The organism is Peribacillus suis (genome assembly GCF_059384845.1).
This window is the reverse complement of the sequence record NZ_CM182019.1, coordinates 2,250,070-2,272,704: the sequence shown is the minus strand read 5'-3', so window position 1 is coordinate 2,272,704 and position 22,635 is coordinate 2,250,070. Positions and strand designations below refer to the sequence as shown.

The 22,635-nt window shown below is 38.2% G+C and carries 19 protein-coding genes; all 19 read left to right on the top strand.

Annotated features, from left to right (window positions below; all coding sequences use genetic code 11):
• The first annotated feature begins 21 nt into the window (after nt 1–21).
• The 19 genes from floT (at nt 22) to AC503W_RS10935 (ending at nt 22,589) form a co-directional block, all read left to right on the top strand.
• On the top strand, nt 22–1,572 hold the full coding sequence (gene floT / locus AC503W_RS11025) for a flotillin lipid rafts scaffold protein FloT (protein WP_427688805.1): 1,551 nt from the start codon (nt 22–24) through the stop codon (nt 1,570–1,572).
• Between the two features lie 987 nt (nt 1,573–2,559).
• Complete coding sequence (locus AC503W_RS11020; protein ID WP_427688803.1) at nt 2,560–3,798, top strand: acyl-CoA dehydrogenase family protein; 1,239 nt, start codon at nt 2,560–2,562, stop codon at nt 3,796–3,798.
• 90 nt (nt 3,799–3,888) lie between these two features.
• Nucleotides 3,889–4,962 carry a phosphotransferase family protein gene (locus tag AC503W_RS11015; RefSeq protein ID WP_427688801.1) on the top strand — a complete coding sequence of 358 codons (1,074 nt, stop codon included), beginning with the start codon at nt 3,889–3,891 and terminating at the stop codon, nt 4,960–4,962.
• 212 nt (nt 4,963–5,174) lie between these two features.
• A complete protein-coding gene (locus AC503W_RS11010) occupies nt 5,175–5,933 on the top strand; it encodes an SDR family NAD(P)-dependent oxidoreductase (RefSeq protein WP_427688799.1) in 759 nt (252 codons plus the stop codon).
• A 268-nt stretch (nt 5,934–6,201) separates the two neighbouring features.
• On the top strand, nt 6,202–7,371 hold the full coding sequence (locus AC503W_RS11005; protein WP_427688797.1) for a thiolase C-terminal domain-containing protein: 1,170 nt from the start codon (nt 6,202–6,204) through the stop codon (nt 7,369–7,371).
• A 2-nt stretch (nt 7,372–7,373) separates the two neighbouring features.
• Nucleotides 7,374–7,796 (top strand): Zn-ribbon domain-containing OB-fold protein, encoded by a 423-nt coding sequence (locus AC503W_RS11000; RefSeq protein WP_427688795.1) that lies wholly within the window; start codon nt 7,374–7,376, stop codon nt 7,794–7,796.
• Nucleotides 7,797–7,867: 71 nt separating this feature from the next.
• A complete protein-coding gene (locus tag AC503W_RS10995; protein WP_427688793.1) occupies nt 7,868–9,454 on the top strand; it encodes an AMP-binding protein in 1,587 nt (528 codons plus the stop codon).
• A gap of 342 nt (nt 9,455–9,796) precedes the next feature.
• Nucleotides 9,797–10,393 carry a TetR/AcrR family transcriptional regulator gene (locus AC503W_RS10990; RefSeq protein WP_427688791.1) on the top strand — a complete coding sequence of 199 codons (597 nt, stop codon included), beginning with the start codon at nt 9,797–9,799 and terminating at the stop codon, nt 10,391–10,393.
• A gap of 219 nt (nt 10,394–10,612) precedes the next feature.
• A complete protein-coding gene (locus AC503W_RS10985; RefSeq protein WP_427688789.1) occupies nt 10,613–11,392 on the top strand; it encodes an SDR family NAD(P)-dependent oxidoreductase in 780 nt (259 codons plus the stop codon).
• 159 nt (nt 11,393–11,551) lie between these two features.
• On the top strand, nt 11,552–12,328 hold the full coding sequence (locus AC503W_RS10980) for an SDR family NAD(P)-dependent oxidoreductase (RefSeq protein WP_427688787.1): 777 nt from the start codon (nt 11,552–11,554) through the stop codon (nt 12,326–12,328).
• 566 nt (nt 12,329–12,894) lie between these two features.
• Nucleotides 12,895–14,004: a TRAP transporter substrate-binding protein gene (locus AC503W_RS10975; RefSeq protein WP_427688785.1), complete on the top strand. Its 1,110-nt coding sequence runs from the start codon at nt 12,895–12,897 to the stop codon at nt 14,002–14,004.
• A gap of 535 nt (nt 14,005–14,539) precedes the next feature.
• Complete coding sequence (locus tag AC503W_RS10970; RefSeq protein WP_427688783.1) at nt 14,540–15,073, top strand: TRAP transporter small permease subunit; 534 nt, start codon at nt 14,540–14,542, stop codon at nt 15,071–15,073.
• Nucleotides 15,063–16,364, top strand: a complete 1,302-nt coding sequence (locus AC503W_RS10965) for a TRAP transporter large permease (RefSeq protein ID WP_427688782.1) — start codon at nt 15,063–15,065, stop codon at nt 16,362–16,364. Before AC503W_RS10970 ends, AC503W_RS10965 begins: the two co-directional genes overlap by 11 nt.
• A 250-nt stretch (nt 16,365–16,614) precedes the next feature.
• Nucleotides 16,615–17,025, top strand: coding sequence for a Zn-ribbon domain-containing OB-fold protein (locus AC503W_RS10960; protein WP_427688780.1), 411 nt, complete (start codon nt 16,615–16,617; stop codon nt 17,023–17,025).
• Nucleotides 17,026–17,039: 14 nt separating this feature from the next.
• Nucleotides 17,040–18,179, top strand: a complete 1,140-nt coding sequence (locus AC503W_RS10955) for a thiolase family protein (RefSeq protein WP_427688778.1) — start codon at nt 17,040–17,042, stop codon at nt 18,177–18,179.
• 54 nt (nt 18,180–18,233) lie between these two features.
• Complete coding sequence (locus AC503W_RS10950; RefSeq protein WP_427688858.1) at nt 18,234–19,379, top strand: acyl-CoA dehydrogenase family protein; 1,146 nt, start codon at nt 18,234–18,236, stop codon at nt 19,377–19,379.
• Nucleotides 19,380–19,816: 437 nt separating this feature from the next.
• On the top strand, nt 19,817–20,035 hold the full coding sequence (locus AC503W_RS10945) for a hypothetical protein (protein ID WP_427688776.1): 219 nt from the start codon (nt 19,817–19,819) through the stop codon (nt 20,033–20,035).
• Nucleotides 20,011–21,150, top strand: a complete 1,140-nt coding sequence (locus AC503W_RS10940) for an MBL fold metallo-hydrolase (RefSeq protein WP_427688774.1) — start codon at nt 20,011–20,013, stop codon at nt 21,148–21,150. The genes AC503W_RS10945 and AC503W_RS10940 overlap by 25 nt, the downstream gene beginning before the upstream one ends.
• A 707-nt stretch (nt 21,151–21,857) precedes the next feature.
• Nucleotides 21,858–22,589, top strand: coding sequence for an SDR family NAD(P)-dependent oxidoreductase (locus AC503W_RS10935; RefSeq protein WP_427688772.1), 732 nt, complete (start codon nt 21,858–21,860; stop codon nt 22,587–22,589).
• Nucleotides 22,590–22,635: the final 46 nt, after the last annotated feature.

Sequence of the window (22,635 nt, the reverse complement as noted above, 5' to 3'; positions counted from 1 at the left end):
AGGGTTGAGGAGGGAATGTTTATGACAAGTTTAATATGGATCGTTATTGCTATTGTTGCTTTTTTACTTATTGCACTTATTGCTGTCTTTGTTACGAAGTACCGTACGGCTGGTCCTGATGAAGCATTAATTATTACTGGAAGTTATTTGGGGAATAAAAACGTACATGCCGATGAATCAGGAAATAAAATAAAAATTGTCCGGGGTGGAGGAGCCTTTGTCCTTCCGGTTTTCCAGCAAGCAGAACCGTTAAGCCTGCTATCGAGTAAACTGGAGGTTTCTACGCCTGAAGTATATACGGAACAAGGTGTACCAGTTATGGCAGATGGTGTATCCATCATTAAAATCGGTAGTTCCATAACGGATATAGCGACAGCTGCTGAACAATTTCTAGGAAAGACCAAGGACGATCGTGAACAGGAAGCCCGTGAAGTGCTAGAAGGACATTTAAGATCTATTCTTGGCTCCATGACCGTTGAAGAAATTTATAAAAATCGTGAAAAATTTTCACAGGAAGTTCAGCGGGTCGCTTCTCAAGATTTAGCAAAAATGGGGCTGATCATTGTGTCTTTTACAATAAAAGATGTGCGTGATAAAAACGGTTATCTTGATTCACTAGGGAAGCCAAGAATTGCCCAAGTAAAAAGGGATGCGGATATTGCAACGGCTGATGCTGAAAAAGAAACCAGGATTAAACGGGCGGAAGCTTCAAAAGAGGCCCAACGTGCTGAACTCGAGCGGGCAACGGAAATAGCGGAAGCCGAAAAAATCAATAAGTTAAAGGTTGCAGAATTTCGCCGGGAGCAGGACATTGCTAAAGCACGTGCAGACCAAGCATATGATCTTGAAACAGCCCGTTCAAAGCAAGATGTAATGGAACACGAAATGCAAATCAGGATTATTGAACGGCAAAAGCAAATTGAGCTTGAAGAAAAAGAAATTCTTCGCCGAGAAAAGCAATATGATTCCGAAGTGAAGAAAAAAGCGGATGCTGACCGTTATTCGGTGGAGCAAGCGGCTTCGGCAAATAAGATGAAACAAATAACTGAAGCTGATGCAGATAAGTATAAAATTGAAGCAATGGCAAAAGCGGAAGCGGAACGTATCCGGTTGGATGGACTTGCCAAAGCCGATGCACAAAGGGCCCAGGGGACAACAGATGCCGATATCATCCGTTTAAAAGGGGTGGCAGAGGCCGAAGCAAAACAGAAGATTGCTGAAGCATTTGAACAGTTTGGTCAAGCGGCCGTGATGGATATGATCCTGAAAATGCTCCCGGAGTATGCAAAACAAATAGCTTCTCCACTGGGTAACATTGATAAAATAACGGTAGTGGATACGGGTGGGAACGGTGTAAATGGGGGGGCTAACAAAGTGACCTCTTACGCGACTAACCTAATGTCCACACTACAAGAGTCCTTAAAGGAATCTTCAGGCATTGATGTGAAAGACTTGCTTGATAACTTTTCAGGTAAGCGAAATATATACCCGCACACGGTGAATCAAGAAAATGTAGACATGAATGCGACGATCGGTGCAGGGAAAGAAGAATTGGAGAAGACTATTTTATAAAATAGGGTAAGCAAAACACTTGGTGGGGATTTGTGTGAAATTTCATTGCAAAGAAAAATATGAATTTAAACTAAGGTTTAATGGTTCATCCTACTATTTAGAGAAGAAAAATAAGTTGGCTTATTTTCGGTGAAGGTAAATTACTGCTATACACGGTTTAAATGGGGCTGTCTCATAAGTCCTTTTCTAGTAAATAGCGCAAAATTGAAGAGGCAGAAATGTTGTTAAATCAACATTTCCGCCTCTCTCAGTTTATGGCTTAATTAACCCTTTGGGACAGCCCCATTTAATATGTAGTAAACTAAGTGTTCCATTTAAATGTTAAATACGTAGCACCTCCTGGTACGATGAATAAAAGCGGGTGCTTTACCTATTCCAAAAAATCACATGGAGAGGTTAGGATGAAATAACCAATTTGTAATCAAATCGCCATTAATCCGAAGGAAAGCATGGATGATTTTTTCCTTGAATTACTTCTTTTAAAAATAAAATGGTACCCCCCCTAATAGGTCCTTTGTGGTAGGTACAATTAAGATTTACTTTTAAAAATTGCAAAACACCAGCAGCAGAATATTTAAAATAACGCTAATTTTTTTTGTGGAAGGATAAAAATATTTAAGGGATGAAAGTATGAATATATACATTGAAAGTGGTTTGTGAGGGAGCATGAGCTATTATAGTGAAAAAATATTAGTATACTATTCCTTGTGTTTTTGAAATAGTAATAAGGGGTATTCAGATTAAACATTTGCTTGAGTAATTTTTAAGAATACTTTCGAATAATTATTTATCATAAAACATTTTTTAACAGGAAGAAACGAGATAGAAAATTTATTTTTTTAAAAATATTCTAAATATATTGACTAATCAAAATCCAGTCTATTACAATTAAAGTTGAAAGGTGATTCGAATATTATAAATTAATCAATTTTGCAGGAATGAAAGACTTTTCATAAAAAATCTTAATAATAAGGGAGATGTATTAGGATGAATTTCGAGTTCTCGGATAAAGTAAAGGATCTGCAACATCAGGTAACGGAGTTTATGGAACAATATGTTTATCCAAATGAGACCGTATATGAGCAACAGTTAAATGAAGGCACATCGAGGTGGGAAATCCCTCCAATCATTGAGGAAATGAAAATTAAAGCAAAGGAAAAGGGCCTATGGAATCTATTTCTTCCAGAAAGTGAGTACGGAGCAGGACTAACTAATTCGGAGTTTGCTCCTTTATGTGAAATAATGGGCCGCTCTCCCTTCATTGGTCCGGAAGCTTTTAATTGTAGTGCACCTGACACAGGGAATATGGAAGTGTTGGTACGATACGGTACGGAGCAACAGAAAAAGGATTGGCTGATTCCTTTATTGGAGGGGAAAATCAGATCTGCCTTTGCGATGACAGAACCTGCAGTGGCCTCTTCAGATGCGAGAAACATTGAATCAAGCATTCAAAGAGATGGAGACCATTACGTTATTAATGGGCGCAAATGGTGGACATCGGGCGCCCCGGATCCACGATGTAAAATTCTTATTTTTATGGGGAAATCCAACCCCAATGCCCCAACCTATGAGCAACAATCCATGATTTTGGTCCCGATTGATACTCCAGGAGTAAAAGTTCTTCGAAGCCTCAACGTGTATGGATACGACGATGCACCTCATGGGCATGGAGAAGTATTATTTGAAAATGTAAGGGTACCTGCTTCAAATATGATATTGGGAGAAGGAAAAGGTTTTGCGATTGCTCAGGGAAGACTTGGGCCTGGTCGAATTCACCATTGTATGCGCCTAATTGGTTTGGCAGAAAGAGCATTGGAATCAATGATTGAGAGAGCACAAACTCGGGTCGCTTTTGGAAGCGCTATCTCCGATAAAGGGGTTATCCGGCAATGGATAGCGGATTCAAGGATTGAACTTGACCAAGCACGTCTACTAACTCTAAAAACAGCATATATGATGGATAAATTAGGGAATAAAGAAGCGAAGAAAGAAATAGCGATGATAAAGATCATTGCACCAGAAGTGACAACGAAAATAATCGACCGAGCCATTCAGGTTCACGGAGGAGGCGGAGTTAGCCAAGACTTTCCTCTTGCTAGAAACTGGGCATATGCACGTATTGTTCGACTGGCGGATGGACCCAATGAGGTACACAGGGAAGCTGTGGCAAAACAAGAATTAAAACAGTTTAATCAAAAAGAGGCTAAGTATACTTTAAATCATTAGAATGCTTAATAAAGTCGTAAGGTGCACCTATCATAAACGTTTTCAAGTAATGGAAATAAACTGGTAAATCGACGGAAAGGCGGTAATAAGATGAAATCCCATGAAAGCGATGTGATATCAGTCGTTCGTGAAGGGGAAGATTTTAATAGGGAAGCTTTTCACTCCTATATGCTTAAACATTTAAATTGGTGGCCAAATGAACCGCTTGAAGTGACTCAATTTTCAGCCGGGTATTCCAATTTAACTTATTTAATTCGGTGTGGGGAGGAAGAAGTTGTTATGCGGCGCCCCCCTTTAGGACCTCTTCCTCCCAAAGCCCACGATATGAAACGGGAGTTTTCTTTATTAGAGAAATTATATTCAGCTTTCCCTTATGTACCAAAAACCTACCTGTTATGTGAAGACAAGTCGATAATAGGGGTTCCATTTTATATTATGGAACGGAAAGAGGGCTATGTATTCGATGAAAAATTCCCGCAAGATTTTACAGTTACAGACGAGAAATGCAAACAAATTTCCTTTGCGGCAGTTGATGCGCTGGCACAACTTCACCAAATCGACTATAAGAATGTAGGTTTGGAAAATTTCGGAAGACCTGAAGGCTTTATTGAGAGACAAGTTCACAATTGGATAAATCGGTATGAACGAAGTAAAACACATGATATTCCATACTTTGATAAAATAGGAAAATGGTTTACGGAGAACATTCCTTCTTCACAAAGAGCAACAGTCATTCACAATGATTATAAACTAAACAATATGATGTTCTCCAAACAAAATGTCGAGGAAGTGGTTGGAGTTTTTGATTGGGAATTGGCTGCGATTGCTGATCCTTTATTCGACTTAGCTGCCGCCTTGGGTTATTGGACCCAATCGAATGATTGGGAATCTGTTAAACAGAGTTTACCATCCTTGACGACCTCACCTGGATTTATCACTCGCGATGAATATATACACCGATACTCTTTAAAGACCGGACAAGATATCCCTCCACTTCATTTCTATATGGCGTTTACTTATTTTAAAATTGCGGTTGTGATGCAACAAATCTATTATCGATGGTTCAATGGGCAAACAAAAGATAGCCGGTTTGCGACACTTGATCAATCCATAAAAAGTTTAATGGAATATTCAAATGAAATCATTGAGACAAAGAAGTTCTAAACTACGGAATATCGCTCTTTCATAGTTTCTTGCAAGAACCCACTACTAGGTTAAGTTATGAAACATTGTTTTTGAGACTTTACCATAGTATTGGGGTAAGATCATATAATTGAGTAACGTACAAGCAGAGTATAAAGAAACTATTTATATACAAAGAATGACATAGAAATGAATATTAAGTTGTGCTTTGCAATTTGAAGGAGGTAACTTAATTGGAACTTTTGGACTTAACTGGGAAAATTGCATTAATTACAGGAGGAAGCCGTGGTATAGGAAAAGAGATTGTTAAAACCTATGCTGCACAAGGAGCTACAGTTGTAATTGCCAGCCGAAATCTTGATGATTGTAAAAAAGTGGCCCATGAAATTACTCAAGAGGACGGAAAAGCAATGGCTTTAAGATGTGACATGGCTAATTTAGATGACGTTACAAATCTGTTCAAAGTCATCATGGACACATTCGGTAAGCTTGATATTCTGGTTAACAATGCTGGTGTAAGTATCACAAAACCTTCACTTGAAGTTACTGGTGAAAATTGGGATATGCAGTTTGATATTAATATCAAGGGCTTGTTCTTTGCTTGTCAGGAAGCTGCTAAGATTATGAAAGAGCAAAAGCAAGGAAAGATCATAAATATTTCTTCAGCGGGTGGAATTAAGACATTCAAACGTATCGCACCATATGGAGCTAGTAAAGCAGCAGTTATTCATTTAACGAAATCCCTTGCTTCTGAATGGGCACGATATGGAATTTTGGTTAATGGAATTGCTCCAGGACTAATTAGTACTGATATTAATACAGAACAAATCGGAGATGAGGAGCTAGTAGGAAAGATGCTGAACATGATTCCACTTAGACGTCTAGGTCAACCATCCGACATCGCAACTATGTCCCTATTCTTGGCATCTGATGCATCTAACTTTATAACTGGTCAAACAATCTGTATTGATGGCGGGGTAACAGCAGAATGAGCATTGATACATTTTGAGAGAAAATTCTTGCTATAACTTAACAATTCATCATAAACAACAAAATAAGGAAGTGAATGATTAATAAGGAGGCTAATAATTGTCGACGACAAATATAAACCTAAAGACAGATAGAGGTATTTAAACAAGAAATAAGCTAGAAGAATAAAATTGAAGTAACTTAATCTATATTTACAGTTGTAATTAATTGAATATTTAATAAATTTTAATCTAACACTTTCTTATAATATCCTGTTTGGAGGAATCTTGTTTGACAAAAAAACGACTAGATTATTTAGGCAATACAGCAATCGTTGGGGTAGGATACACAGAATTCTTAAGACAATCGGGAAGATCGGTGCTTGATTTGGCATCAGAAGCATGCTCAAAGGCAGTGTTCGATGCTGGGATGGAGCTGAAAGATATCGATGGAGTTGTCAGTTTTAGTGTGCTAGGAGATTCCGTACCTAGTGAATCAGTCGCTACAGCACTAGGTTTGCCAAAACAAAATTATATTCTTAATTTAAATACAGGCGGCCAGGCTCCGGCATATACTGTCATGCTGGCAGCGATGGCAATCGAAGCAGGATTGGCAGAAAATATATTAGTTTTTCGAGCCCTTAATGGAAGAAGTGGTAAAAGGATCGGAGGCATGCATGTTGCGGGGGAGGCAGCACAATTCCGTGATCCAATCGGTTACATCGGGCAGGCTGCTTATTCGGCTATGTGGGCAAGACGTTACATGATTGAAACCGGGGCAACAATAGAGGACATCGCAGCTGTTCCTATTGCACAGCGTAAATACGCAATGCTAAATGACCGAGCCATTATTAAAAAACTTCTGACATTCGAGGATTACTTAGACAGTCCAATGATTGCAGACCCATTCAGAAAAGTAGATTGTACCCCTGAGGTTGATGGCGCTTGTGCAATGTTAGTAACTTCACTAAAGAATGCACGCCAGTTAAATCATACACCAGCAGTTATTGAGGGTGCCGCCTATATTTGCGGATCAGGATCCGGTCTTGATATGAATGATAGTTTACTATGGGGTGATCTTACCAGAAACTACACAAGTATCTTATCCAAACCATTATTTGAAAGCGCCGGACTTAAACCAAGTGATGTAGATTTTGCAGAACTATATGATTGTTTTTCTAGTGCGGTCTTAATTGCTTTGGAAGGACTAGGTCTTGTTGGACGTGGGGAAGCAGGTGCTCTCATTAGAGCGGGAGAGACAGGCATTGATGGACGTCTTCCAGTCAACACACACGGTGGACTTCTATGTGAAGGATATGTACACGGTATGAATACGTTGGCCGAAGCAGTCCTGCAAATTCAAGGACGTGGCGGTGATCGTCAAGTTCCGAAAGCGAATATCGGCGTTGTAACAAGTGGAAATCAAGTTGACGGTTCGGCATTACTATTAAGGAGGGATTAAAGATGACTCAACAACAAAGCATAGAAAACATGGAAATTTCCATCGAAAAAACTCCGGAAAGTGAATTTTGGTGGGAAGGAATTAATAACCACGAGCTTCATATACAGGCATGTAATGAATGCGACAAGAATTGGTTTCCAACCGTGCACCGTTGTCCTTACTGTGCAAGTACAAACTGGAATTGGAAGAAGGTATCTGGCTTAGGAAAAGTCTATTCTTGGGTAGGTATACACCGTGCCTTTGATCCTTCATTTGCGGACGATGTTCCGTACACAATCCTAACCGTTCAGTTAGATGAAGGTCCGAGAATTTTAGGAAAGTTAATTCCTAGTGAAGATAGTAAAAATTTATATGCGGATATACCTGTTAAAGCTACCTACTATAAAAAAGGTTCTCAAACTTTCTTAGGATTTTCGAAGGCTTAGACTATTAAACATAGTTACAAAATAATAGACGTTATTATTATATAGAGAAAAAATACAAAAGGAGTAGAACTATGTACAGTGGAGTAGAAACATTTGGAAAAGTAGTTGAACATCGCGCTGCAGCCAAACCCTACACAAGATTTATCCGTTTTGAAAATACGGATGTCACCTATAAACAATTTAATTGTAATGGAAATAAGGTTGCTAATTATATAACCGAATTAGGACTCACAAAAGGCTCAACCTGTGCTGTAATGTTGCCAAATAGTCCAGAATTTTTATATACATGGTTGGGTTTGGCGAAGGTTGGTGTAATTGAGGTTCCTATTAACGTTGCTTTCCGTGGACACCTACTGACATATATTCTTAATAAAGCTGAGTGCCAAGCAATTGTTATTTCTTCACAATGGGTTGATCGTTTATTAGATATACTAGGGGATCTAACACATCTTCGGCATGTCATAGTGGTAGGAGATGATTATAAAGCAATTCCCAGTCTATTAACTACTCATTTCTTTGAATATATTCTCGATACCGTTAGTGATGCACCTGTAAATGTTGAAATCAAACCAACTGATCCATCCCTAATCCTTTTTACTTCAGGAACTACAGGGCCGTCTAAAGGTGTTGTACTTACACATCGTTCCAATTTTAAGAATGCATCAAACTGCTGTGATGTAATGAAGTATGGTCCAAATGACCGATTATTTACAGTGTTTCCATTATTTCATGCAAATGCCCGCTATACAACAGTTCTTTCTGCTCTATTAACTGATTGCGATGTAGTTTTACATGATAAGTTCTCCGCATCAAGATTCTGGGATATTTGCCGTGAGGAAAAAATAACCGCATTTAACTTTATGGGCTCAGTTATCACGATCCTTATGAAGCAGCCAGAACGTTCAAATGATAAAGATCATTTGGTTCGTAAAGCGTTTGGGGGACCAACTCCACTTGACCTATATGATGATTTCCAACACCGATTCGGTGTTCAGATTAGTGAAATATATGGTTTAACAGAGCTTGGAACTGTAACCAACAACCCTGCTGAGTCATTCCGTAAAGGCTCTTGCGGAAAAGCTGCTTCCTTTTATGAAGTAGAGATTCATGATGAAGAAGATAATCCATGCCTACCAGGTGTGGCTGGTGAAATTGTAGTCAGACCAAAAGACCCGGGCATCATGTTCACGGAATATTACGGAATGCCGGAAGCAACACTTAAAACCTGGCAAAATTTATGGTTCCATACAGGAGACCGGGGTCGCATGGATGAAGATGGGTATTTTTATTTTATGGACCGGAAAAAAGATGCCATCAGAAGACGCGGTGAAAACATCTCCTCATTTGAAGTGGAAGTCGTTATTAATGAACACCCAAAGGTTCTTGATTCAGCAGCAGTTGGCGTTCCATCAGAGCTGGGTGAAGAAGAAGTTATGGTTGTTATTATTGTAAAAGAAGGGGAAGAGCTGACACCAGGAGAACTGCTAGACTACTGTCAACCGCGAATGGCATACTTTGCTCTACCGCGATTTGTAAGATTCGTAAAAAGGTTTCCACGGACGCCTTCTCAAAGAGTTCAAAAATACAAACTTCGCGAAGAAGGCATCACTCCGGATACTTGGGATCGTGAGCTAGTTGGATATAAAGCACATCGCTAAATTTTATGAAAAAGTTTTAAATCCGAACAAAGGGGGACAAGTTGTTGTTTGAAAAGCGGTCCTCTAAAGTTCGGATTTTCCTTAATCATATATTTTTATAGATTAACTAGATGGTAAAGGACACCTTAAAACAAAGTAAACTTTTAATGAAGACTATTAAGGTTTTAAACGATTTTGAATTTTCACAATAAAATCAAAGATAAAAAGCAATTCAAATATCATTTTTCTGGATTTATGAAAGCGCTTAATGATCTTTTTGTTGAGTTGTTTGGGGCATTTCTCTATAATTATAATTGAAACATGATTCATTTATAATTTTTGAATTTTAAGGAGTGACCTTAAATGTCGAACGACCATTTAATGCCAAAAACAAACAGAGGTATTCAAACCAGGAATAAGCTCCTGCGTTCTGCGGAATATATATTTGGAAAAAACGGGTACCATCAAAGCAGTATAGTCGAAATCACCCAAAACGCAGGGGTATCGCTAGGGAATTTTTATACCTACTTTGAATCCAAATATCAAATATTTGAAGCGCTGCTTTGGGATATGCAAAGTGAACTTACCGGTCTACTTAAAAAACGCACCTCCGAAATCTCGGACAGAATCCAAATGGAAAGAGAGGGAATAAAGGCACTATTCGAATTCCTCAAAGAGCGGCCCTACTGGTATAGTTTATTTCCTCAGGCTGAATTTGTAGATAAAAAGCTCCACCGCCAAATATTTGAAAAATTCACAAAGTCATATATATCACGTCTTGAGGAATCAATAGAAAAGGGTGAAATTAGAAAGCTTGACGCTGAAATGTTAGTCTATTGTTTCATGGGGATTACGAATTACATCGGATTAAAATGGGTGATATGGGATAAAAGGGAAGTTGATGACGAATTAATCGATGAGTTAATGGATTTCATTAAATTCGGTATTATGAAGCGTTAAACTTAAATAGATGCTAGAGGAATAAAGCTGTTTCCATAACCTGGATTTCCTCTAGGTCGCTTCTTGAGCTGTTTAATGATTTCTGATCCTTCGTATCTTTCTGTTCGTATTTTAATAATTTACTATCTATCCAATTCAGCTTATTTCTTAAAATAGAAATGTGAAAATAATTTACTGAAAATTAAATTTATTTAAAACATATTTAGAGGTGAAGTAGAAATGAAAGAACACATGGAAGATAGTAAAAAACAAAAACGGATTGCAATTTTTGGAGGAAGCGGTGCGCTTGGCGATACCATTTCGTTGAAGCTTGCAGAGAATGCTGCCATTACCATTGGGTTTAGAAGCAATCAGGAAAAAGCAGAGGCAACCGCCAAAGCAATCCGTGATGCAGGCGGTAGAGCTGAAATTGGCCATGTGGATATCACCGATGGTGAATCAGTCAGCTCATTTTTCTCCTTAGTAAAAGAGCAATGGGGCGGAATTGATTCCATCGTATCTGCTACTGGTACTGCTTTTAGAATTAAAAAAATTACAGACATGGATGATCATGCTGTTCGCTACATTATGGAAACAGATGCGATAGGCAGCTTTAATATTTTAAAGCGTGGAATTCCAATGCTCCAGGAACAGGGCGGAGGATCGGTGGTCCTTTTCCTTACAAGTGCGATCAACCGAACAATTGAATATGATGGAATGTCATCAATACCAAAAATGGCTGTTGAAGGTCTCCTTCGTATGGCTGCACGTGAATTTGGTCCTGATGGAATTCGGGTCAATGGAGTAGCACCAGGGGTTATCGAATCTTACAGTATACATAAAAATTATGACATTGATGACATCACACGAAATTTAGTTACAAGCTATCTCGAACAAACTCCATTATCCCGAAGAGGATTGCCGCGAGAAATTGCAGATGTAGTGGATTTCCTTGTATCTGATGCATCTAGCTATGTAAGTGGTCAAATTATTAATGTAGACGGTGGTTATAGTGCTTAAACAGCATTCTACACTAGTTTATTAATCTTAAAAACGAGGGTGATCGACTATATCCGACACATTCAGCCACCACAAAACTAGCTGATTTGATGATTCGCTATTTTATAGAAATAATCTAGATAGTGGTTAAAATTCTTTTTAAGAAAGGGAGGCATTCTAGTGAAAATTGATTTTACAGGTAAAGTGGCGTTAGTCACCGGAGGGGGATCTGGAATTGGTCGTGCAATATGCTTAGAGTTTGCGAAAGCAGGTGCTTCTGTCGTTTGCGTAGATATTGATCAAAATGCAGGTGAAGAAACCATATCTTTGGTTAATAAAGAAGGAGCTAAAAGCATTTTTATCCATGCAGATGTTTCTATTGCTTCTGATGTAGAAAACTATGTTAAGCAATCAATGACCCGGTTTGGCAGGATTGATGTCTTTGCTAATAACGCAGGTTGGGAGGGGGTCGTTACACCTATATCCGATTATCCAGAGGATGTTTTTGATAAAGTGATGGATATAAATGTTAAAGGAGTCTTTTTAGGACTAAAGTTTGTTTTACCAGAAATGGTCAGACAAGGATTCGGAGCGATCATAAACACTGCATCTGTTGCAGGAAAAATAGGTGCCCCTGGATTTATTGCATATACAGCAAGCAAGCATGCCGTAATCGGAATGACAAAAACAGCTGCCCTGGAGGTAGCCCGTAAAAGAATACGGGTTAATGCAATTTGTCCTGGTGCAGTAAATACCCGCATGATGCGCTCAATTGAAAAAGGAATTTCTTCATCCAATCCCGAAGCAGTCGTTTCAGAACGAGCAAAGGCGATTCCGGATGGAAGGTATGCTGAAGTACAAGAGATTGCACAAAATGTTCTTTTTCTTGGATCTGATTTTGCAACCCATATTACAGGACATGCCCTAGCCATTGATGGAGGTGCACTCGCTACCTAAGATCAAGGGTTTATTAAAACAATCATGTTGTCAGTTAAAAAGTGTAAAGCACACTTCCTGAATTGTTTTTACAAACTTACAAGGATATCAGCAGTCCATCTTACTGTCCCCTAAAGAAACTACAGATGTTGTAGGTAACTATATAACTGAATGTAAGGCAATTGTTGGAACCACTATTGAGGTAATTGGCTTGGAAAACTACCATACCAAAATTCAAATAAACTGGGAGGACATTTTATGAAATAGAACCTTAAAATACTTCTATGTTATTTTACAATTGCGACAAAAGCTGCCTGAACCTGCACCATATATTACAAATCCCCCAATCTCTGGACTCACCTCTTATTTGATGATAAATCTAGAAAAATTTAATAGTCTATTACCTGATTTTCAAGCAGAAAACTTTAACCTAAAATATCTGGATTAGTTAACGTCAGTTTTGCAAATTCAAGAGAATTAAGCATCGAAAAAATTACAAAAGAGGTTGAAGGTAAAGGTGAAGTTATCAATCCTTCAGAGGAAGAAATACAAGATTTTATGGAGTTATTAAGGGGGGAAAACACAATATGAAGAAGAAACTTAAATCATTTTTTTCAATTAATACGATAGTCATCATGTCCTTTGCTTTAGCGGCATGCGGTGGAAACGAGACAACCAGCAGCAAAAATCAAGCAACTGAAGAGCAAAAGCCCGTGGAATTAAAGTTTGGTTCTTGGACACCAGAGACTCACCATACTCAAATCAATGCATTTGAGCCTTGGGCAAAATTAGTTGAAGAAGAGACTGAAGGTCTTATAAAGGTTGCTGTTCAGGGTGGATCAGTGTTAGGAGGATCACAGTCAACACTTCAAGATGTTAGTGGAGGAGTGTATGATATTGGGTACACGGTTGCTCAATACTATCCTGATACTCCATTGTTCAAAATGACAGTACTTGATTTACCATTTGCCTTTGTAAACGCAGAGGACCATTACGAAAAAAAGGTGAAAGTTGCACAACGTTTTGTTGATGAATTTGTAAAAGATGAATTTGGAAAAATGGGCATAAAACTACTGGGGGTCTATTCCAGCGACCCATTAGCAATTTTTAGTACAGAGCCAATTAAATCAGCTGAAGACTTAAAGGGCAAGAAAATTCTCCAACAAGGAGCTAACTGGGCCCCAATTATTAAAGAATGGGGCGGCATACCAGTTTCAGTAACAATTGAAGATCTATACACTTCTCTTGACCGAGGTACATTAGATGTAAGTTTATATGCGACTGCAGGTGCATATTCTACAAAGATTTACGAGCCTGCACCATATTTTACAAACATTCCAATATCAGGCGTTTCTGCGATTGCAATGATGAACATTGATAAATACAATAGCTTATCCCCAGAATTACAGAAGAGAATAGATGAGGAGTATGCTCCAAAGCTAATGGAATTATGGCAAGGAAGCTTCCTCAGCACCATGAATGATGCAGTAGACAAGCTTGCTGCAGAAATTAAAGGAAAAGGAGAAGTCATCGATCCCACCGCTGATGCTGTTGAAAGCTTTATGGCACCTGCAGAAGGTGTTTGGAAGCAATGGATCGAAGAAGCTAATAGCAAAGGCTATGACGGTCAAGCATTAATGGATGGATTCCTAAAAATCATGGAAGAAGAGGGCGTTGAGCCTCCATTTGATATTTAATTATTCTAGTGAAAAACAATGGCAATAAATAATAAATAGAGCCGAAAAACCCAACCTACTATTTGCGGAGGGAATGAAACAACAAATAGCGGCAATGGAACAGACAGTGGGAAGCAATCAGCACAAGAAACTTTTGATTTAATCTTGAAGGGCGGTCCCTGCTGCACATCCAATTAATAAACTTGCAGCTTAACTTTGGGTGGAAACGGTCAAGAAGATGCAGGTAAAGGTGAAATCATCCAGCCTTCTGAAGATGAAGTAAAAAGGTTTATGGAACCTGCTAAGGATGTCTGGAAGTAATGGATTGAAGAAGCAAACAAAAAAGCTATAACCGCAAAAAACTAATGGATGGTTTCCTGCGCATAATGGAAGAAGAAGGAGTTGAACCTCCGTCCGAAGTGTAGTCATTTGAATTGATTTTTTAGATTAAAGGCACAATCTTTTGCCTTGAGGAATATGAATCAAAAAACCTATAAGCAATTTCTTGTAGTGAAAAATTCAAGAGAATGACCATTTATTGAATAGAGGTGGGAAAATGCAATATCTAGCTAAGATAATAAAAGGGCTTACAACTATTACAAAATGGGGGGCGCTTATCACCCTTTTCCTCATGATGGTGGTAGTTGCCTTTACCGTAATATCCAGAGGTGTTTTTAATACACCAATCGTAGGCGATTATGAATTAGTACAATTAATGATGGTTGTCTTGGTTGCATTAGGATTTGGTTATTCAGAACGGGTTGATGCACATGTGAAAGTTGATTTGTTGGTGGAACGTTTTAGCAGAAAAACACAAACATTGTTGGGTATTTTATCCTACATTCTAGTTGCAACAATCTGTATCGTAGTTGGAACAATACAATTTAACGCTGGTCTAAATGCTCTCTCAACATTTTTAGTTAGTACATCTATACTGCACATCCCTCACTACCCATTTCAGTTCTTATTAGGAATTGGATTTTATATGTGGGGATTAGAGTCCATTTTAAAAATTATCTATAGCAGTATTGAATTGTTTTCAGGGAAAATATACCAACAAAGTGAAGGGAGTGACAAAAATGTCAGTTGAGGTTTTAGGACTTTTAGGAATTATATTAATGTTTGTATTGATGTTTCTAAGAGTTCCAATTGCCATTTCTCTTATAGTACCAGGGCTTTTAGGGGTACTATACATCCGTGGTTGGGCCTCAATAGAAGCAGCCTTGGAATCAATCATTTGGACACACAGCTTCAGTTACACGTTTAGTACTATCCCAATGTTTCTATTAATGGGTGAACTGTTGTTTATTTCGGGTATCAGTACAGATTTATATGATACATTTAGAAAATGGCTTGGACATTTTAAAGGAGGCTTAGCAACCTCCACCATCGGAGCTTCGGCCTTATTTGCAGCAGCTTCAGGATCAAGCGTTGCATCTACTGGCACAATGGGTGTTATTGCTTCCAAAGAAATGAGAAGTTCAGGCTATAATGACAAATTTAGCAGCGGTACCATTGCTGCAGGTGGAACACTTGGTATATTAATACCTCCTAGTGGAGCCTTCATTATCTATGGAATTTTAACGGAACAATCCATCGGAAAGTTGCTGATTGCTGGAATTATGCCAGGGATTATCTTAACCTTGCTATTCATTATAACGATTTATATTTCGGTTAGGTTTCAGCCTGCCTTAGCCCCAGATAATCCAATTAAATATAGCTGGAAAGAGAGATTCTTGTCTATAAAATCAACCATATGGATTATCGTTTTATTTGCAATCGTAATTGGCGGTATGTATGCAGGATGGTTTAGCCCTACTGAAGCGGCCGGAATTGGAGCAGCTGTTTCAGTAATTCTTGCTTTTATCAAAAGAAAGTTAACCTTTAAGACATTGGTTCTTGCATTAGAGAGAACAGTAAAAACAACTGGATTTATCTTTGCGATTATCATCGGGGCCTTTGTTCTCAATTATTTTCTTGCATTAACAGGCTTGCCAGAAGTATTAGCATCTTTTATTTCATCTTTGGATGTTCCTTGGTGGGTCATCATGTTAATGATTTTAATTATGTATTTTATACTGGGAGCTGTTATGGATTCCTTGGCAATGATTGTTATAACAATTCCGATTATTTCCCCAATCATCCAAGCATTAGGGTTTGATTTAATTTGGTTCGGAGTTTGGATCGTAGTTATTATTGAGTTGGCCCTCATTACACCTCCAGTTGGAATGAATTGCTTTGTTTTAAAGGGTGCTGTCCCTGACTTGAAATTAGAGGATATTTTTAAAGGTGCAGCGCGTTTTATTGTCCCAATATTGGTCTTGCTAGTCCTCTTGGTTATGTTTCCTTCGATTGCACTATGGCTGCCATATAATATGTAAGAAATATTCGTTAAAAACGACTAACTTTTACAAATTTAAAAGTAGAAGAGCAGGCAATGAGAGTTTCCTCTCTTCTATTCTGTCAAATTATCTGTCAAATTAAATAATTAAATTGATAAATATTTTAAATATCTTTATTGTTATAGTTGAAAGGTGATTCACTTATTGAGTAGACATATGAATATGACAGACCCTAATCATTTACGTATGTTCGTATTCATTACAAAATTCTTAAAGGGAGGAATGAAACTTGGAGAACTCTAATGAAAGGGTACCTGTTCAAGCAGGTCTCTTTAATTGGCCGGAAGAACCTCATGGTTTGATTGTTTCTAAATGTTCAACTTGCGGAGAATTGGTTTTCCCAACGCAAGACTACTGCCCAGAATGCTGTACAGAAACAATGGAAACAACCACTCTTACCTCGAAAGGAAAATTAAAAAGTTTTACAGAGATCACTGCACCACCGCCGGGCTTTAAAGGGACTATCCCATATACAGTTGGAATCGTAGAATTTCCTGAAGGGATTAGAATTATAGGATTAACAACTGAGAATACGGTTGAGAGCTTGGTTCCTAATATGGAAGTAGAAGTAATTATTAATACAGCCTTCGCTGATGATGAAAAAGAATATGTAACCTACAAATATAAACCGTCAAAATAAAAGGAGGGAATTTAATGGATGAGGTCGCTATTGCCGGAATCGGTATGCATGAGTTTGGCAGATTTAATGATAAGAGTTACCGAGACTTAGGTGCTGTAGCTGCAATGCGTGCTTTGAAAGATGCCAACATGACAATCAAAGATGTCCAGGCAGCCTTTTGTGCCAATGTTTATGAGGTTTCATCATCTGGTCACAACGTGTTGGAAAGGCTGGGCTTACCGGGAATCCCGATTGTTAATGTAGAAAATGCCTGTGCAAGCGGTGCATCAGCCCTACGCCTTGCCTACCAAGCCGTCAAATCAGAAGTTTACGATATTGTTCTTGTTGTGGGCTTTGAAAAAAGTCCAAGAGGTTTCCTCCATGGAGCTGGATGGCACCCTTGGCAGGAATCAACTGGATTAGGAGTAAACCCATTGTATTTTGCGTTAAGCATTCATGAACACATGGTTGAATATGGCACAACTCGTGAGCAATTGGCTCACATAACTTATAAAAGTCATAAATATGCTGTCCACAATCCATTTGCGATGTATAGAAAGGAACTATCGATTGAAGAAATATTAAATGCCAGAATGGTTTCGGATCCTTTAACGCTTTATATGCTATGTGCGCCTAATGATGGAGGAGCAGCGGCTGTTATTTGTAGTGAGAAAACGGCTAAAAAATTCACAAAAAATTATGTCACGATTGCCGCTTCAGTCTTGGAAACTAGAAAAAGAGGGGATATGTTCGTTCCCGCTTTATCAGCACCAACAAAAACATCTTATCCAACACTAGCTGAACGGGCTGCACAATCTGCCTACAAGATGGCCGGGGTAGGACCTGAAGACATTGATGTTGCTGAAATTCAAGATGTAGATGCAGGATCAGAAATCATTTATTCTGAGCGTCTTGGTTTCTGCCCAATTGGCGAAGGCGGCTCACGTGCCCAAAAAGGTGAAACATCAATCGACGGTAGAATTCCGATAAATGTGAGTGGGGGAATCCTTTCAAGAGGTGAACCTGTGGGAGCATCCTCTCTTGGCCAAATTTGTGAAATTACACGTCAGTTAAGAGGAATGTCCGGTCCGAATCAAGTAGAAGGAGCAAAGGTTGCCCTTAGCCATAGTGAAGGTGCTGGTGGAAACTCTTGTGTAACAATTCTAAAGAGATAGAGTCATAGATTAAGAACATAAAAAATGATAAGGAGTGGAATAATGAGTAGAATAATGAGTCGGTCATACTTAACAGAAGATCATAATATTTTCAGAAGTGCATTAAGAAAGTTTTTAGAAAAGGAAGCTTTACCAAATTTTGAACAGTGGGAAAGAGACAAACTTGTACCGCGTTCTTTTTGGAATAAAATGGGTGAACAAGGATTCCTTGCTCCATGGGTTGATGAAAAATACGGCGGTGTCAATGCTGATTTTGGTTTTTCTGTTATTATTAACGAAGAATTAGAAAGAGTGGGCGGAGGCCTAGTAGGAATTAATAACCATAACGATATTGTTGTTCCATACATCAATACATTTGGAAATGAGGAACAAAAGCAACGCTGGATTCCTGGCTGTTTAACTGGGGACATTATTACAGGAATTGCCATGACGGAACCAGGCGGAGGTTCTGACCTTGCAAGCCTAAGAACAACAGCTGTTAGAGATGGAGATTACTACATCTTAAACGGCGAAAAAACGTTCATCACTAGTGGTGTTATTGGAGATTTGTTTATTGTTGCATGTAAAACGGATCTAAAAGCTGATCCGGTTCATAAGGGAATTAGTTTAATTGTAGTAGAAAAAGATACTCCTGGATTTAAGAAAGGAAGACAGTTAGAAAAGGTAGGTCAGCATTCTTCTGATACATCTGAACTCATTTTTGAAGATGCGCGCGTACCAGCTGCAAATTTATTAGGTGAGGAAGGAAAAGGCTTCTACTATTTAATGGAAAAGCTACAACAGGAGCGCTTGCTTGTAGCTGTCGGTGCTGTTGCAACATCTGAAAAAATGCTGGAAATTACCATTGATTATGTAACACAAAGAGAAGCTTTCGGTAAAACGATCAGCAAGCTTCAAAATACCCAATTTAAAATTGCTGAAATGGCTACAGAAATCCAAATTGCTAGAACATTTGTCGATGATTTAATTGTTAACCATATGGAGAAAAAAGATGTAGTGACTCAAGTATCTATGGCAAAGTGGTGGACAACGGATCTGACGAAAAAAGTAGCAGCTCGGTGTTTACAACTCCATGGCGGATATGGATTTATGGAAGAGTATGAGATTGCAAGAAGATTTAGAGACGTTCAAGCACTTTCTATTTATGCAGGAACAAATGAAATTATGAAAACAATTATTGCGAAGAGAATAGGACTATAAAATCTTTAATAATTCTCTGGCAGTCTATACTATGACTCCTTTAGCTTATATACCCTCATCATTAAAAATGTTCTGAAGACTAGGAAGAAGCAAAATGCGTGAAGTTGTAATTGTCGGGTGTTAGACCGGTTGGAAAGCGAAAAGGAGTTCTTACTTTCCATCCGGAAGATTTAGAAGCTAAAGTTCTAAGAGAATAAGTGAATCGCGCCGGAATAGATTCAGGTCTAGTTCAAGATGTAATATTAGGTTGTGTCTCACACATTGGGGAACAAACTTATAATATTGGCTCTAACAGCAGATTTCCCTATTCATATGTTCCGGGAACAACAATAGATTGCCAAATGTGGCTCTGGCCAGCAGCAGGCAATTCATTTTGCAGCTCAGGCAAAATTATGAGTGTGACATGGATATTGTGATTGCTGGGCGGAGTTGAAAGTATGACCCGTGTTCCAATGGGATCATCTCTTCAAGACGTTGATTGGAATAAAACCTTAACCTCCCGTTATGAAATTATCAACCAAGGCCTATCTGCTGAAAGAATTGCAGAAAACTGGGGCTTTACCCGTAGGCAGTTAGATGAATTTTCATTAGAGACCATAATCGTGCACTTAAAGCTCAAGAAGAAGGACGATTGGATAAAGAAGTCATGCCATTAGAAGTGACGTTAAAGAATGGAACAACTGCAATTGTAAAACAGGTAAGGGTTTTTATAGCTACAACTCCTAATTTTTTCTTTTTCGATAATTATGATAAGGATTACCCATTTACTATTTCTATAGGAGGGCTTAATGTGTTCAAAATAACCAACCAGGGTGTTGATCTTATCGAACTTGATACAGGCTCACCCGTTGGCGGGGTTAATACGTATTTAGTTTTTGGTGAAAAACTAACTCTCATTGATACCGGGGCAAATTTAGAAAAAAACTGGGAACTCTTGATAAAAGCCTTAGAAGAACGTCAATTAACAATTTATGATATTGAACAGGTATTGCTAACACATCATCATGTTGATCATGTTGGGCTATTAGACCGAATTTTAGAATTGCATCCCGTTCCTGTATTGGGTCATCCAAATAACAGGCCATGGTTGTTGCCAGATATACAGTTTGTGGAATGGCATCATGAATTTTTTCAGCAATTTCTCAGCGAATTTGGTGTACCGGCTGAATTGTGCGGAGCAGGTAAAGAGTTTTTCGATAATTTGCAGCCATTATCATGTCATAACGTAGAACTGACTTTGGAACTAAATGAAGGAGATAGCATTCCAGGATTGTCCGAGTGGCAAATCATTGAAACAAAAGGTCATGCACAAAGCCATATTTCTCTCTACCGCAAAAAAGATCAATTATGGATTGCAGGAGACCATATCATTAAACACATTTCTTCTAACGCATCCATTGAACCGCCACTCTCCCGGAATCAAGAAAGGGTAAAACCATTGATCCAGTACATGGATAATTTAAAAAAATGTGCTAATATCCTAACCAGTACGGTACTAACTGGCCACGGTTCTATAGTAACGAATTTACCCGAACTTGTCAGTGAGCGTTTAAGCGATATCGACGATCGTGCAGCCCGTATTAAAGATATTATAAAAGATAACGACAAAAGCGGTTTTGACATAGTAAACGAATTATTTTCTACTAAAACCGTTAAAGAGCAATTAATCCTAGTTGTGTATGAAACAGCGGGGCATTTAGACTTACTTTTACACCGTAGAGAGATTGTTGAAATGAAAAAAAATGGAATAAAATACTACCGTTCATTCTGATTATCAAGCAAGAAAAAATAGAATTTTATATACTAAATATACCAACTAAAAAAGCGGTTATTTAACAAACTACGCACTTTGAAATGGACAAAATAATTAAAAGAGGTAATAAAGTGGAGGGAATCTTCTACGAAGATTTCCTTTTTAAAATATGTTAGTTAGGTATACTTTGACAACGGAGTTAATATACGAGGTCATTATACTTGGCAATTTCCGGACAGGTAATAACGTCAACTTCTGCAATTTTGGATTAGCAAAAACAACACCGGTCTTTATTCTTAGTTGGTATATTGTGTATTTTTAGATAATTTTAAATTTTCTTGGTAAAAATTGACACTGCATAAAGTTTTGTAATAAAATATAGTTGAAGGTCAATTCATAAATTAATCTTTACAAAGATTATGAAAGCGCTATATTAAACCTTTTATATTGTTGAGTAAAAGGCATTTTTTAAAAATGTTAAGTGAAAAGTGATTCAACTTACAATAAAAAATGAAGATTACTTTACATGTAGAATGATCAATAAATCCTACTTTTCACTAAGTTTTGAAACATACATGCTCCTAAAAATATAGTAATTTATATTTATCGTCAACCAACTATTGTATTCCTCTCTTTAATATTTTCGAAATATTATGATTTTTTCAAAAATACTCAATAGCACTTCAGAATTAAGTTTCGTATTTCAAGGAGGTGAGAAAGAAATTATGTCAACTAATGAAAAAAGTATATATAAAGTTGCACTAGTGACTGGTGCTGCTAGAGGTATCGGGCGTGAAATTGCCCTAACTCTTGCCGAAAGAGGGATTGCTGTAGGATTATGTGATATCTCACCAGATGTTCACAAAACCTGTAAAGAAATTCAAGGATTAGGCGTTTTATGTGCTGCAGAAGTAGCGGATATTTCTAAAGAGGAGGATGTGATCCGAGCATACGAAGCCATATCTAGTAAACTAGGTGCAATCGATGTACTGGTTAACAATGCTGGCATTGGTAAATTAAAATCCTTCGTAGACTACAGCATATCTGAATGGGACCAAACATTTGCGGTTAATGTCCGAGGTGCCTTTTTATTAAGCCAAAAGGTACTCCCTAATATGATGGAGAATCATAATGGGCTTATTGTTAATATCGCCTCAATTTGGGGATTACGAGGTACCAGTGGACGTTCAGCTTATGCAGCTACTAAACACGCACTTGTTGGAATGAGCAAATGTTTGGCTGATGAATGTCACCCATACCGGATTCGAGTTATAGCACTATGTCCAGGCAACATTCTCACAGATTTAGCAAGCGGAAGCGAAGCTGACACAACAGATTGGATGCATCCTAAAGATGTTGCAGATGTTGTCGGGTATTTGTGTGACCCTGGCAGCAGAGCGATTGTTAGAAGTATAATCGAGGTAAATGGGTGGGGAAAGCCACCTGAATTTAAGTAGTATTTGGAGAATTATAAAAAACGAGTTTGTTGACTTTGGTATGGAA